The 13460-nt window shown below is 70.7% G+C and carries 13 protein-coding genes and 1 riboswitch; of the genes, 1 reads left to right on the forward strand and 12 read right to left on the reverse strand.

From position 1 onward, the window contains the following. Positions 1–137: 137 nt before the first annotated feature. The 10 genes from uca to LW587_RS10215 all read right to left on the reverse strand — a co-directional run bounded on the left by uca (position 138) and on the right by LW587_RS10215 (position 11713). Entirely contained in the window at positions 138–3677 is a 3540-nt protein-coding gene (gene uca / locus LW587_RS10170; protein WP_232629476.1) for an urea carboxylase, read from the reverse strand. A gap of 5 nt (positions 3678–3682) precedes the next feature. Next, positions 3683–4300, reverse strand: a complete 618-nt coding sequence (locus LW587_RS10175; RefSeq protein WP_232629477.1) for an urea amidolyase associated protein UAAP2 — start codon at positions 4298–4300, stop codon at positions 3683–3685. Positions 4301–4314: 14 nt separating this feature from the next. Continuing rightward, positions 4315–5127 (reverse strand): urea amidolyase associated protein UAAP1, encoded by an 813-nt coding sequence (locus LW587_RS10180; RefSeq protein WP_232629478.1) that lies wholly within the window; start codon positions 5125–5127, stop codon positions 4315–4317. A 143-nt stretch (positions 5128–5270) separates the two neighbouring features. Beyond that, positions 5271–5630 carry a cupin domain-containing protein gene (locus LW587_RS10185; protein ID WP_232629479.1) on the reverse strand — a complete coding sequence of 120 codons (360 nt, stop codon included), beginning with the start codon at positions 5628–5630 and terminating at the stop codon, positions 5271–5273. 12 nt (positions 5631–5642) lie between these two features. Then, a complete protein-coding gene (glnT, locus tag LW587_RS10190; RefSeq protein WP_232629480.1) occupies positions 5643–7016 on the reverse strand; it encodes a type III glutamate--ammonia ligase in 1374 nt (457 codons plus the stop codon). Positions 7017–7020: 4 nt separating this feature from the next. After that, positions 7021–7821, reverse strand: a complete 801-nt coding sequence (locus LW587_RS10195) for a creatininase family protein (protein WP_232629481.1) — start codon at positions 7819–7821, stop codon at positions 7021–7023. After that, positions 7818–8768 (reverse strand): ABC transporter ATP-binding protein, encoded by a 951-nt coding sequence (locus tag LW587_RS10200; RefSeq protein WP_232629482.1) that lies wholly within the window; start codon positions 8766–8768, stop codon positions 7818–7820. Before LW587_RS10200 ends, LW587_RS10195 begins: the two co-directional genes overlap by 4 nt. Continuing rightward, entirely contained in the window at positions 8765–9826 is a 1062-nt protein-coding gene (locus LW587_RS10205) for an ABC transporter permease (RefSeq protein WP_232629483.1), read from the reverse strand. Before LW587_RS10205 ends, LW587_RS10200 begins: the two co-directional genes overlap by 4 nt. A 10-nt stretch (positions 9827–9836) precedes the next feature. Beyond that, positions 9837–10847 carry an ABC transporter substrate-binding protein gene (locus tag LW587_RS10210; protein WP_232629484.1) on the reverse strand — a complete coding sequence of 337 codons (1011 nt, stop codon included), beginning with the start codon at positions 10845–10847 and terminating at the stop codon, positions 9837–9839. Positions 10848–11242: 395 nt separating this feature from the next. Next, positions 11243–11353: riboswitch (guanidine-I (ykkC/yxkD leader) on the reverse strand. After that, positions 11339–11713: a hypothetical protein gene (locus LW587_RS10215; RefSeq protein ID WP_232629485.1), complete on the reverse strand. Its 375-nt coding sequence runs from the start codon at positions 11711–11713 to the stop codon at positions 11339–11341. It overlaps the preceding riboswitch by 15 nt. Positions 11714–11979: 266 nt before the next feature. Between LW587_RS10215 and LW587_RS10220 the strand changes: the two genes are divergently transcribed. Further along, positions 11980–12267 (forward strand): hypothetical protein, encoded by a 288-nt coding sequence (locus LW587_RS10220; RefSeq protein ID WP_232629486.1) that lies wholly within the window; start codon positions 11980–11982, stop codon positions 12265–12267. Between the two features lie 37 nt (positions 12268–12304). On the opposite strand, the gene LW587_RS10225 is transcribed toward LW587_RS10220, so the two are convergent. Beyond that, the gene (locus tag LW587_RS10225; protein ID WP_232629487.1) at positions 12305–13078 is read right to left on the reverse strand and encodes a ferredoxin--NADP reductase; all 774 of its coding nucleotides are present in this window, start codon (positions 13076–13078) and stop codon (positions 12305–12307) included. A gap of 27 nt (positions 13079–13105) precedes the next feature. Next, entirely contained in the window at positions 13106–13444 is a 339-nt protein-coding gene (gene fdxA, locus LW587_RS10230; protein WP_232629488.1) for a ferredoxin FdxA, read from the reverse strand. Between the last annotated feature and the right edge of the window lie 16 nt (positions 13445–13460).

Here is a 13460-nt window from a genome sequence, read left to right on the forward strand (position 1 = left end):
GGATCGCCGTGAGGACGCGGTGGATTCGCTGCATCATCTGCCGTCTCCGCGAGGGCGCTGATCTCCCGCCGGTGGTCTTTTGCCGGTGCTCTTGCGCCAGCCGAGCCGTGCCGGCCTCGCAAGATCCGTCCCGGAGCTCAGACCTCGAGGAGGGCAACGAGGTCGCCGCCGCGCAGGGTGCGTCCGGGTTGGGCCCGGATCTCCCGGACCCGGCCAGCCACGGGGGCGGTGACGGGCACTTCCATCTTCATGGATTCGAGGATCGCCACGGTCTGGCCGGCCGCCACGGTCTCGCCCTCGCGGACGAGGACCTTCCAGACATTGCCCGGCACGATCGTGGGCACCCCCGCGCAGCCCGGCGGGATCTCGCCGATTTCGGGCGCCCCGGCCTCGTCGGCCACGAAGCTGTCGAGCCCTTCGGCCTTCCAGCGCTCGCGCTCCGCCGCGAAGGCCGCCCGCTGACGCTCCGCCGCCGCCGCGATCCCGGCCGCGTTGTCGGCGAGCATCGCCCGGTGCGCGGCGTAGGAGAAGGTGCCCTCCTCGATCCGTAGCGGGTAGGCGCCGTGCGGGAAGGCGGCGCGGGCCTCGGTGAGCTCGTCGTGGGAGACCGGATAGAAGCGGATCTGGTCGAAGGGCCGGAGCAGCCAGGGATGACCGGGCCGGAATTCGCGGGTGATCCGCCACGTGTTCCAGACCTGGATGGTCCGCCCGAACAGCTGGTACCCACCCGGCCCTTCCATGCCGTAGATGCACATATAGGCGCCGCCGATCCCGACCGCGTTCTCCGGCGTCCAAGTGCGGGCCGGGTTGTACTTGGTGGTGACGAGGCGGTGGCGCGGATCGACCGGCGTCGCCACCGGCGCGCCCAGATAGACGTCGCCCAGTCCCATCACGAGATAGCGCGCGTCGAAGATGATCCTCTGGACCGCCGCCTCGTCGGGCAGGCCGTTGATGCGGCGGATGAACGCGATGTTGGAGGGGCACCAGGGCGCGTTCGGCCGCACGAGTTCCTGGTACTTGCGCATGGCGAGCGCCACCTGCGGGTCGTTCCACGAGAGCGGCAGATGCACCGTGCGGCTCGGGACGGTCACGGCTTCCGCCGGCGGCAATCCGGCCTCGATCTCGCGCAGCAGGCCGAGCAGGCGGCCCCGCGGCAACGCCGAACCGTCGTAGTGGATCTGCAGCGAGCGGATGCCGGGGGTCAGATCGGTGAGGCCGGGGAGCCGGGCGGCGCGGACGGCATCGGCCAGGAGATGCACCCGCAGGCGCAGGCCGAGATCGAGGGCCATCGGGCCGTACTCGACGAGGAGGTTGTCGTCGCCCTGGCGCCGGTAGGCGACGGGCACCGGGCCGGTCTCGTCGCGGGCCAGGACGGGGGAGCCGGGGATGGCGTCCCCTCCCGTCAGGAGGGCCGGCGCGGCCGGGGCGAGCGCCGCGTCCTCCGGACGGGCCAGGGGCCGGAACCGCACGGTGTCGCCGGGCCGGAGCTGGCCCATCTTCCAGAGTTCGTCGCGGGCGATCACCGCCGGGCAGACGAAGCCGCCGAGGCTCGGACCATCGGGCCCGAGCAGGATCGGCATGTCGCCGGTGAAGTCGATGGCGCCGACGGCATAGGCGTTGTCGTGCAGGTTGGAGGGGTGCAAGCCCGCCTCGCCCCCGTCGGTCCGGGCCCAGCGGGGCGTCGGGCCGATCAGGCGCACGCCGGTGCGGGCCGAGTTGAAATGAACCTCGTAGGCGGCGGAAAACAGGTCGGCGATGTCGGCGTCCTGGAAGAAGTCCGGCGCGCCGTGCGGGCCGTAGACGACCCCGATCTCCCAGTCCTGCGTCAGCGGTGCGGGCGCGGGCACCGGGGCCTCCACCGCCGGGGCGTCGCCGAGATGGAGCACGTCGCCGGCCTTCAGGACGCCGGTGGCGTGGCCGCCGAAGGCGCCGAGCGCGAAGGTCGCCCGCGAGCCCAGCACCACGGGCGCCGCGAACCCTCCGCGGACCGCGAGATAGGCCCGCTGGCCCGGCCCCTCGATCGCGGCGATGGCGAGGATCTGCCCCGCCTTCACCGGGAAGGCCTGCCCGTGCGGCCGCGCCTGCCCGTCGAGGGTCATCCGCATGGCGGCCCCCGCGAGGGCCGCCACGCCGTCCGCGTGGAAGCGCAGGGTCGGGCCCGAGACGGTCAGTTCGAGGGCGCAGGTCTGCGCCGCGTTGCCGACGAGGGCGTTGGCGCGGGCGAAGGCGCGGGCATCCATCGGCCCGCTCGGCGGCACGCCGACCTCCCACAGCCCGAGGCGGCCGGGCAGCTCCTGCAGGCTCGACTGGGCGCCGGGGAGCAGGACCTCGAGGCGGCCGGGACGATAGGCGAGGTCGCGCAGGGCTGTCGTCGCGACCCGGCCGCTCGCCAGGAGGTCGGAGGCGGCGATGGTGCGCAGATAGTCGAGATTGGTCTCGATGCCGGAGACGGCGGTCTCGGCGAGCGCCGCCCTCAGCGCCGCGAGCGCCGACGGCCGGTCGGCCCCCGTCACGATGATCTTGGCGAGCATCGGATCGTAGAATGGGGTCACCTCGGTGCCGGTGGCGATCCAGCCGTCGATGCGGGCGGAGTCCGAAAATCGCACCTCGGTCAGCAGGCCCGCGCTCGGGGCGAAATCGGCATGCGGAATCTCGGCATAGAGCCGCGCCTCGATCGCCGCGCCCTGCGGCACGAGCGGCCCGGCCGCCGCGATCGGGTCCTCGCCCGCGGCCTGGCGCACCATCCATTCCACGAGGTCGATGCCGAACACCGCTTCCGTCACCGGATGCTCGACCTGGAGCCGCGTGTTCACTTCGAGGAAGGAAAAGTCCTCGCGATCCGGATCGTAGATGAACTCCACCGTGCCGGCCGAGGCGTAGGCGACGCTCTCGGCGAGCGCCACCGCCGCGGCGTGGAGCCGGGCGCGGACCACGTCGGAGAGGCCGGGGGCCGGCGTCTCCTCGATCACCTTCTGGTTCCGGCGCTGGAGCGAGCAGTCACGCTCGCCGAGCGCCACGACGCGGCCCCGCCCGTCGCCGAAGATCTGCACCTCGACGTGGCGGGCCCGCGCCACGAAGCGCTCCAGATAGACGCGGGCATCGCCGAAGCTCGCCCGCGCCGTGCGCTCCACCGGGGCGAAGCGCTCGGACAGTTCCTCATCCGAATGGCAGAGCTGCATGCCGATGCCGCCGCCGCCCGCCGTGCTCTTGAGCATCACGGGGTAGCCGATCGCCTCCGCCGCGGTGAGCGCGGTTGCGAGATCGGGCAGCAGGTCGGTGCCGGGCAGGAGCGGCACGCCGCTGGCCTTGGCGAGTTCGCGGGCCGTGTGCTTGAGCCCGAAGGCGCGCAGATGCTCCGGGCGCGGGCCGATGAAGGCGATCCCCTCCGCCGCCAGCCGCTCGGCGAAGCCGACATTCTCGGAGAGGAAGCCGTAGCCGGGATGGACGGCCTGCGCCCCCGTCGCCCGACAGGCGGCGATCACCGCCTCGATATCGAGATAGCTGTCCTTGGCGGGGGCGGGCCCGAGGCGCACGGCCGCGTCGGCGGCGAGCACGCCCGGCGTGAAACGGTCGGCGTCGGAATAGACAGCCACGGAGGCGATGCCCATGCGCCGCAGCGTGCGCACGACCCGGGCGGCGATCTCGCCGCGATTGGCGACCAGAACCTTGGCGAACATGACCATCACCCCTCGCGGACCGTCACGCGGATCGGCGTGGGGTTGAAGCCGTTGCAGGGATTGTTGATCTGCGGGCAGTTCGAGATCACGCAGATCACGTCCATCTCGGCCCTCAGCTCGACATAGTCGCCGGGCGCGGAGACTCCGTCGACGATGGCGAGCGAGCCATCCTGCTCGATCGGCACGTTCATGAAGAAGTTGATGTTCGGCACGATGTCGCGCTTCGACAGGCCGTATTTTGCGACTTCCAGCGCAAAATTCTCGCGGCAGGCGTGGAGATACCGGGTGGCGTGGCCGAAGCGGACGGTGTTGCTCTCGCAGGAGCAGGCCCCGGCGGCGGTGTCGTGGCGCCCGCAGGAATCGGCGGTGACGGTGAGCATCACCCGGCCCTCGCTCGACATCACCCGCGTGCCGGTCGTGACATAGGCCGCGCCCTGCACCCGCACGGTGTCCTGCGCGGAGTAGCGCTCGGTGAGATCGTCGGCCCGATAGAACAGGGTGTCGACGGCCTGGCAGCCGTGGCTGTCCTCGATGCGGAGGGTCTGGCCGGCCCGCACCAGGGTCGAGAAGGGGGCCTGCGCCGGCACGATCTGATCGAAGAGCGCGGTCACGGGATCGGTCATGGCTCGCATCTCCCTCAGAGGCCGGCGAAGGCGGTGTTCTCGAAGCCGCGCACGGCCTCGATCGTGGCGGTGCGGCAGAGGTCGTCCGCCGCCGGGGGCGGGGCCCGGAAGCGGGTGACGGCGACCGGGCTCGGCGCGTAATCGGGCGCCGGATCGAGGGGGTGGGGGCAGTTCGAGAGGGCGACGATCAGGTCCATCTCGGCGCGCAGATCCACGAAGTCGCCCGTGACGCGGCCGGCATCGTTCCAGGCGAAGCGCCCCTCCGGCCCGACCACGACGGGGGCGAAGAACGAGAGGCAGGCCGGGATGTCGCGCCGCTCCAGGCCGCGCTTGAGCGCGGCGAGCACGAGGTTGTCGCGGGTGTTGCGGTGGGGGCCGCCCGGATACCGGTCGGCGTTCGCGCTCGCGTTGGAGCCGCCGACCAGCGCGTCGTGGGCGCCGCAGGAATCCTCGATCATCGACAGCATCACGCGGCCCATGTCGGAGAACAGCACCCGGCCCTTGCCGAGCGAGGCCGTCCACTGGACCTTGACGGTGTCGGCGGTGTTCAGCCGCTCGCTCGGATCGGCGGCCGACCACGCGACGAGGGCGACGCTCGACGGGCCGTGGTCGAGGCCGAGCCGCAGCGCCTCGCCGGCTTTCAGCGCGGTGGTCCAGTACCAGCCGCCGGGGAGGGTCTCGCGGTGGAGGATCGCCCCCGCGTCGAGGGGCACGCCGCCGCGGGGGCTCGGGCCGGGCAGGGCGCGCGGGGCGTGGCCCTGGCCCGCCCGCTTCAGCGCCTCGTAGCGGCGGCGGTTCTCCGCAATCACGCTCGCTTCGTCCGACATGGTCGTGTCTCCGATGGGGCCGGGTCGTCCCGGCCGGAGAGCCCTGTCGCGGCCGGGCCGTCCCGGCAGGCCGAATGGGGTGTCGAGGTCCTGTCCCATCGTCCCCCCGCAGCCTGAGGCGGAGATCGGATGGTCACGGGCCGTCAGGCGCCGGGCACCTCGTAGACAGCGAAGAGCTTTCGCGCCGGCTCGACGATCTCCCAGGTGCCGGTGAAGCCGGCGGGCGAGACGAAGGCGTCGCCGGCCCGGAAGGTCGTGCGCGTCCCGGCCTCGTCGGTGACGACGATGACGCCCTCCAGGAGGTGGCAGAACTCGTTCTCGGTGAAGACGACCCGCCACGTCCCCGGCTGCGCCGCCCAGGTGCCGGCGGAGAAGCGCCCATCGGCGCTGGTGAAGGGGAGGGTGGCGGTCTGGACGGGATCGCCGGCCAGGATGCGTTCGGGGGCCGGCCGGTAGGTCGAGGGTTCGGCGGCGGCATTCGCGAAGGCGATGACGGTCTTCATGGAAGCCTCGGCCTAGAACAGGTGGCTGTAGCGTTCGATCTCCCACGGGCTCACCGTGAGATGGTAGGCGTTCCACTCCGCGCGCTTGGTGCGGATGAACTCTTCGCGCAGGCCCGAGCCCAGGGTCGCCTCGACCAGGGGATCGGCGGCGAAGGCCTCGATGGCCTCCTGCAGGGTCTGGGGCAGGAAGCCGATGCCACGCGCCCGGCGCTCGCCGTCGCTGAGCGCGTAGAGGTTGTCCTCGTTGGGCGCGCCGGGGTCGATCCGCTCGCGCACGCCCTCCAGCCCGGCCGCGAGCACCAGGGCGGCGGCGAGGTAGGGGTTCACCGCGCCGTCCGCGTTGCGGCTCTCGCAGCGCCCGCCGCCGGCCGGCACGCGCACCGAGTTGGTGCGGTTGTTCGAGCCGTAGGAATTGAACACCGGCGCCCAGGAGAAGCCCGCCATGGCGCCCTGGCGCACGAGGCGCTTGTAGCTGTTCACCGTGGGGGCGAAGGCGGCGCAGAGCGCCCGGCCGTGGCGCAGCACGCCGCCGATGAAGTGGTAGCCGGTCTCGGTCAGGCCGAGCCCGCGGGGATCGTCGCCGGGGGCGCAGGCGAACAGGTTGCGGCCGGTCTCGATGTCGGAGAGCGACATGTTGAAATGCGCGCCGTTGCCGGTGCGGTCGGCGAAGGGCTTGGGCATCATCGTGGCGATCAGCCCTTCCTCCTTCGCGTAATGCTTCGTCATCATGCGGAAGAAGGTCAGCCGGTCGCAGCTCGTGAGCGCGTCGGCGTATTGGAAGTCGAACTCGAACTGGCCGTTGGCGTCCTCGTGGTCGAAGGAATACAGGTCCCAGCCGAGGTCGTTGATCGTGGTCGCGACCTTGTCGAGCCAGGAGAAGTTGTCGATGAAGCCGCGCACGTCGTAGCAGGGCTTCACGAGCTTATCGTCCGGGACGGGCGTGTGCAGCGAGCCGTCGGCGGCCTGACGCAGCAGAAAGATCTCGCACTCGATGCCGAGGTTGAAGCCGAACCCCATCGCCTCGGCCTGCGCCAGCACGGTCTTGAGGGCGACGCGGGTCGAGAGCGGGTAGGGCTTGCCCTGGAAGGTTAGGTCGGCGGGCGCCCAGGCGAGCTTGGGCTCCCAGGGCAGGGGGATCACCCGCGACAGGTCGGGGACGGACGTGAGTTCGTCCTCGTTCGGCGCCTGGCCCAGCCCGTCGAGGGCGTAGCCGGTGTAGCGCTCGGAGCCCGCCGCCATCTGCGGCAGGTGATCGAGCGGCACCACCTTGGCCTTCTGCGCGCCGTGGATGTCGACATAGGCGCCGATGACGTATTTGACGCCCTTGGATCGCAGATCCTCCTGCACGACGCGCACCTGCGGGTCGATGTCGGACGCGTGGCCCATGGTGTCAGGCTCCTTGAGGGACGACGGCCGGGCCGTCGTAGGAATGGGGGAGGGGCGGGGTCTCGGTCAGGCCGCGGCGGACGAGGGCGGTCAGGTCCTCGACCATCCAGGCGAAGAGTTCGGCGCCCTCCGCCGGGGTCGCCTGCGAGGGGGTGCCGGTGACGCCGTTGCGGCTGGTGCGGTTGACCGGGTGGGCGAAGACGAGGCCGCCGGTCCGGTCGGGATCGTCGGCCCCGGCGATGCGCGCCGCGCGGACGAGGGCGGGGGCGAGCGCCTGCATCAGGGCGGTCTCGGCCCGGTTGGCGTGCCAATCCTCCGCATCCATGAAGTGGGCCGCGCGCACCCGCTCGCTGACGGTGGCGGTGTTGACGAGCGCCACCATCAGGTCGTCGTGGGCCGCCCGCAGCACTTCGAGCGCGCAGCGCAAGGGGGCGGCGTTGGTGACGTGGGCGTTGACGAGGAAGAGGCGGCGCACGCCCGAATGGTAGGCCTGGGTTCCGATCTGCCGGACGAGGTCGGTCATCAGGATCGGGTCGAGGGCGAGGGTGCCGGGCCAGCGCCGGGAATGGCCGAGGGAGCAGCCATAGGGGAGGGTGGGCAGCGTCAGAACGCGGGTGCGCGCCGAGACCTCGCGGCAGAGGGCCTCCGCCAGCACGAAATCCATGCCGCAGCCGAGATGCGGCCCGTGCTGCTCGGTGGCGCCGACGGGCAGGAGCGCGGCGCCCGCCCCAATGCCGAGATCGCCGGGGATCTCCTCCCAGGTGCGCTCGGACCAGAGCACGGGGCGGGTGGGGAGGGCGCTCATTCGACCTCGTCCCCCACGCTCGCCATCCGGGTGACCATGTCGAGGCCGCCGAGATCGGCCGGGCCGTCGGCCTCCGCCTCACTGGGGTGGATCAGCGCGTCGAGCCGCGTGCGGGTGGCGCGGAATTCCGGCGTCAGGGCCTGGCCCGGATGGCGGGGCCGCGGCACCGGGACCTCGATCAGCTCCTCGACCGCGCCGGGATGGGCCTTGAGCACGAGGATGCGGTCGGCGAGATAGATCGCCTCGTCGAGGTCGTGGGTGATGAAGACGATGGTGATGTCGATCTTGCGCCAGATCTCGATCAGGTAGGCCTGCATCCGCGCCCGCGACTGGGTGTCGAGCGCCGAGAACGGCTCGTCCATCAAGAGGATGCGCGGGCGCATGGCGAGCGCCCGGGCGATCGCCACGCGCTGCTTCATGCCGCCCGAGAGCTGATGCGGATAGGCGTCGGCGAAGCGCTCCAGGCCGATCAGGGCGAGCCATTGCGACGCCTCGCGCTCGGCGACGTGGCGCGCCTCGCCGTTCTCCTCGAGCCCGAAGGCGACGTTGCGCTTGACGGTGAGCCAGGGGAACAGGGTGTAGCCCTGGAACACCATGCCCCGGTCGGCGCCCGGCCCCGAGACCGGGACGCCGCCGACGCTGACGCGGCCCGAACTCATGGTCTCGAGCCCGGCGAGGATGCGCACGAAGGTGGACTTGCCGCAGCCCGACGGCCCGACCACGCAGAGGAATTCGCGGCGGTGGGTGACGAGATCGATGCCGCGCAGGGCCACGGTCTCGGCGCCGTCCGTGTTGCGGAACACCTTGCCGAGGCCCTCCACCCGCAAGGCGACGTCGCGGGCCTTCAGACGATCGAAGCGGGCGCGGACGGGCGCGCACTGGGTGCGGTAATCACACGGCTCGGTCGTCAGCGGGATGGGAGCGGACGCGCTCATGCCCTCGCTCATGCCTCGGCCCTCGCATAGGGGAACAGGCGGCGGCCGATCAGCGCCAGGGCGATGTCGGTGGCGATGCCGACGAGCCCGATCACGAGGATCGCCGCGTAGACGTTGTCGAAGTGCTGGTAGCGGGCCTGCTGGGTGATGAAGAAGGTGATGCCCGACGAGGTGCCGATCAGCTCGGCGACGATCAGGTAGGTCCAGGCCCAGCCGAGCAGGATGCGCTGGTCGCGGTAGATCTGCGGCAGCACCGCCGGCACGATCACCCGGCGGATCAGGCGCAGGTTGCGCGAGCCCATGGTGAGCGCGGCCTCGATCAGCAGGGGATCGACCCGGCGCGTGGTGTTGGCGATGACGAGCACCTGCTGGAAGAAGGTGCCGATGACGATGATGGCGATCTTCGGCCCGTCATAGATCCCGAGGATCGCGACCATCAGCGCCCCGAAGGCGGGGGCGGGCAGGTAGCGCACGAACTCGATCACGGGCTCGGTCAGCCGGGCGATCGTCGGTTGCGCCCCGCAGAGGATGCCCAGCGGCACGCCGACCAGGGAGGAGATCGTGAAGCCCCAGACGATGATCTGGATCGAGTGCCACAGGCTCGCGGGCAGCCAGATCGTGTCGCGCTGCGGCGGGGGGGCCGAGAGCGCGGTCCAGAAGGCCACCACGACCTCGTGCGGCGCGGGCAAATAGACCGGGTTGGCGGGCCGTCCCTCGGGCGACGCGGTGCCGGCGCCCTGGGCCGCCGCGACCTCCTCGGAAAAGGCCGCCCGCGGCACCCGCATGCCGGGCTCCATCCAGGCGACGTCGCCGGGATTGGTCACCTCGACCAGCGGGTGCCACAGGAAGGGCAGGTAGGAGACCGCCGCCCACAGGCCGAGCGGGAGCAGGAAGGAGAGCAGGGTGAGCGCCGCGCCCCGACGCCGGGTCAGCGGGCGCGGCGCGCCGACCCAGGAGCGCCGCACCCGCCGGGCAACCGGAGCGGCACCCGCCACCGGCGGGCGCGGGGCGACCGCGACCGCCGGACCGGCGTTCCCCTCGGGACGAGGCTGAGGCAGCGGGGCGCGCATCCTCAAGCCCTCACTTGCCGTCGGTGAGAGCGGGGTCGATGGCGCTCTTCACGTCCTGCGGGGCCTTGTAGACCTCGAACTTGACGTTGAAGGCGTCCGCGTGCCGGCTCGATCCGTAGAGCGAGCCGAACCCGTCGGCGTCCTTCATCACGGCGCGGCCCTCGGCGAGCTTGAGGAGCCGCGTGCCCTTCAGGAAGCGGGTGAAGATGTCGGGCCCGACCCCGACCTTGGCCGCCATGATGGCGACCGCGTCGGCCTGCGTCTTCGGGTCCTCGATATAGGCGACCACCCGGTCCCAGAGACCGACCAGCTTGATCCACTCGGCGCGGCGCGCGGCGAGGCTCGCGGGCGTGACCGTGACCACGTCGTAGATCAGGCCGGGCCGGTCGGCCGAGGTGTAGAGCGGCCGGGCGCCGGCCGCACCGCGCATCGCCTGGCCGGCGATCGGCTGCCACGCGCCGATGGCCGCGACGTCGCCGGAGGCGAGGATCTGCGGCGTCTCGTTGGTCTTGGCGTTGACGAGCGTGACGTCGCTCTCCTTGATCCCGGCCTTCTGCAGGCCGTCGATCAGGAGCAGGTGCTCGACGAGGCCGACCTCCAGGCCGACCTTCTTGCCCTTGAGATCGGCGAGCGTCTTCACCCCCGGCTTGCCGACGATCATGTCGTTGCCGTTCGAGTAGTCGGTCAGCAGGATCATGACGTTCTTGGCACCGTTGCCGCTCATCACGAGGGCGTCGCCGTTGGTGCAGGTCACCGCATCGAGCTTGCCGGCGGAGAAGGCGTCCATGGAGGCCGAGTAGTCGAACCACTCGAACTTCGCGTCGATGCCGGCCTCCTTGAGCCAGCCCTTCTCGATAGCGACCTGCCACGCCACCCAGCCCGGCCAGTCGCTGTAGCCGATGCGCAGCGGCTCGGCGGCCTGTGCGGCGGGGGCGACGAGGAGCCCGAGGGCGAGGGTCAGGGCGGACAGGCCGCGCCGGAGGCCCGTGAGACCGCCGATGGCCAGGGTCGGGATACGCATGTCTCGTCTCCTGAGAAGGGCCGCCATGGGCGCGAGCGGAAGCCTTCCGCCGGACGGCCGGGGTTCAGCTCGCCCCCGCCTTCGCGGCGGGCGACCTGTCGGGGGATGCAGGGGAGGGTGCCGGGACCGGGCGGGTCGCCGCGATCACGGCCCCGCCGCGAGCGCCGGGGCGGCGGTCTGCGAACGTGAGGTCAGGCCGCGTCTCGGCGCAGCGGATCGAAGGCCCGGCGGCCTCGTCATCGGTTCTACGAAGACGATACCGGGCAGGCATCGCGCGAGATCGGGTATCGGCGATACAAAGAGTGGGAATTGAGGGACCGCACGGAGCATACTTTCCCTTCCAAGACAGAAGGAGATTGTACAAGACCTACCCTTGCCAATCTCTGGCTGGTGAGGTCTCCCGGGCTTTTATCCCGCCGTGCATCCGGGCGGATGTCTCCCGCCGCGGCAACCGCTCTCGGACCGATCACATCTTCTCAGATGCTGGAACCCTAGCGATCAACTCGGAAGCCAGCATAAAATTCCGGAGATTGCTTGGTCAATCCAGATGGTCGCGCCCATTGCACGTGTTTTATAGGAATGCGCTCAATTTTTAGCCTTTCTGCAAGCCGGATCGCCAGGCGCACCGGCAAGCCGAGCCGGCGGCAGAGGCCGTCGCTCGCCGCGATGACGAGCAGGACCGTGCCGACGATGCCGGCGATCAGGAGCGGGCCCGTGGCGACGATCGCCCCGAGGCCGACGGAGGCGCCGCGCAGGGCGACGGCGAGCTCCAGGAGCGGTTTGGCGCCGAAGGCGTCCCGGCCCGGAAGCGCGCGCCCGGCGCCCGGACGGTGGCGCACGGCGATGCCGAGGAGGATCGCGAGCACAAGTACCTCGACGAGGGGTGCCCGAACACCGCCTCCTCGACGCGCTGAAGCACGACCGCCGCCGCGGTGATGGCGAGGCAGAGCGCGAGCCCCGGCAGCAGCGCGGGCGCCCCCCCCCCCCGAGACCGATGCGGGCCCCCTGGCCGACGGCCCGCGGCTCATCCTGCCGCCTTCCTCGCACCGTCGCGTGGGCCGTTGGGAAGAGGATGGTCGCGCAGGGGCGCTTTCGGAGAAAAAGCCCCTCCTGGCGCGGGAATCTTCGGAAGATGCATCCATTGATCGGCGGGATGCCAAGACCGACATTCGCCAGCATGAGCAGGCGCGCCGACAGCCAGACCTACGATCCCTTCGGTGAGGCCATCGACGCGACGTGCCCCCCGATGGCGGCCGTTGAAGAGGGGCGGATCCGGGGCGCGGCGATCGTCGTGTTCTGGATGGTCGCGCTGATGCTGACGGCCGGACGCGTCTATTTCGCGGATCATGCGGCCTCGCCCTCGGTCGCCGGCCCGGCAACCCCTCTGGTCGCGGTGCAGCAGATCGCATCCTCGCGCTGAGACCGATCCGCCTCCCGCGCGCCCTCCGGCAGACGCATCACTTCTCGACGAAGGCCTTCTCGATCACGTAGTGGGCCGCCTCGCCGTGGTTGCCTTCCTCGTAGCCGAGGCCGGTCAGCATCGCGCGGGTGTCCTTGATCATCTCCGGCGAGCCGCACAGCATGAAGCGGTCGGCCTCGATCGACATCGCCGGCAGACCGATATCCTCGAATAGCTTGCCCGAGGTCATCAGGTCGGTGATCCGGCCGCGGTTGCGGAACGGCTCGCGGGTGACGGTCGGGTAGTAGATCAGCTGATTCGCGATCATCTCGCCGAGGAATTCGTGCTTCGGGAGCGTCTCGGTGATGGTCTCGCCGTAGGCCAGTTCCTGCACCTGCCGGCAGCCGTGGACCAGCACGACCTTCTCGAAGCGGTCGTAGGTCTCCGGATCCTTGATGATCGACAGGAACGGGGCGAGCCCGGTGCCGGTGCCGAGCAGGTAGAGGTGGCGGCCGGGCAGGAGGTTGTCGAGCACCAGGGTGCCGGTCGGCTTCTTGCCGATCATGATCGGGTCGCCGACCTTGAGGTGCTGGAGCTTGCTGGTGAGCGGGCCGTTGGGCACCTTGATGGAGAAGAACTCCAACTCCTCCTCGTAATTGGCCGACACGACGGAGTAGGCGCGCAACAGCGGCCGGCCCTCGACCTCGATGCCGATCATCGTGAACTCGCCGTTGCGGAAGCGGAAGGCGGGATCACGGGTGGTGCGAAAGGAGAAGAGCGTGTCGGTCCAGTGGTGGACGGACAGGACGCGCTCGGCGTTGTACTTGCTCATGCTGTCACCTGATGGGTTCGAGAGAGATCAGGCGGCGGCCGGATCCGACACGCCGAACACGGATTGGAGCTTGCCACTGCGGCCGTCCCAGTCGGCCGCGTCGGTCGGCGGATCGCGCTTCTGGCTGATGTTCGGCCAGAGGGCGGAATACTTGGCGTTGAGCGCGACCCATCCGGCGAGACCCGGCTCGGAATCGGCCTTGATCGCGTCGGCCGGGCATTCCGGCTCGCACACGCCGCAATCGATGCACTCGTCCGGATTGATCACGAGCATGGTCTCGCCGACGTAGAAGCAATCGACCGGACAGACCTCGACGCAGTCCGTGTACTTGCAGCGGATACAATTGTCGGTGACGACATAGGTCATGGCAGATAGCCTCTGG

It is taken from the genome of Methylobacterium sp. Leaf118, from assembly GCF_920984675.1.
Lineage (GTDB): Bacteria > Pseudomonadota > Alphaproteobacteria > Rhizobiales > Beijerinckiaceae > Methylobacterium.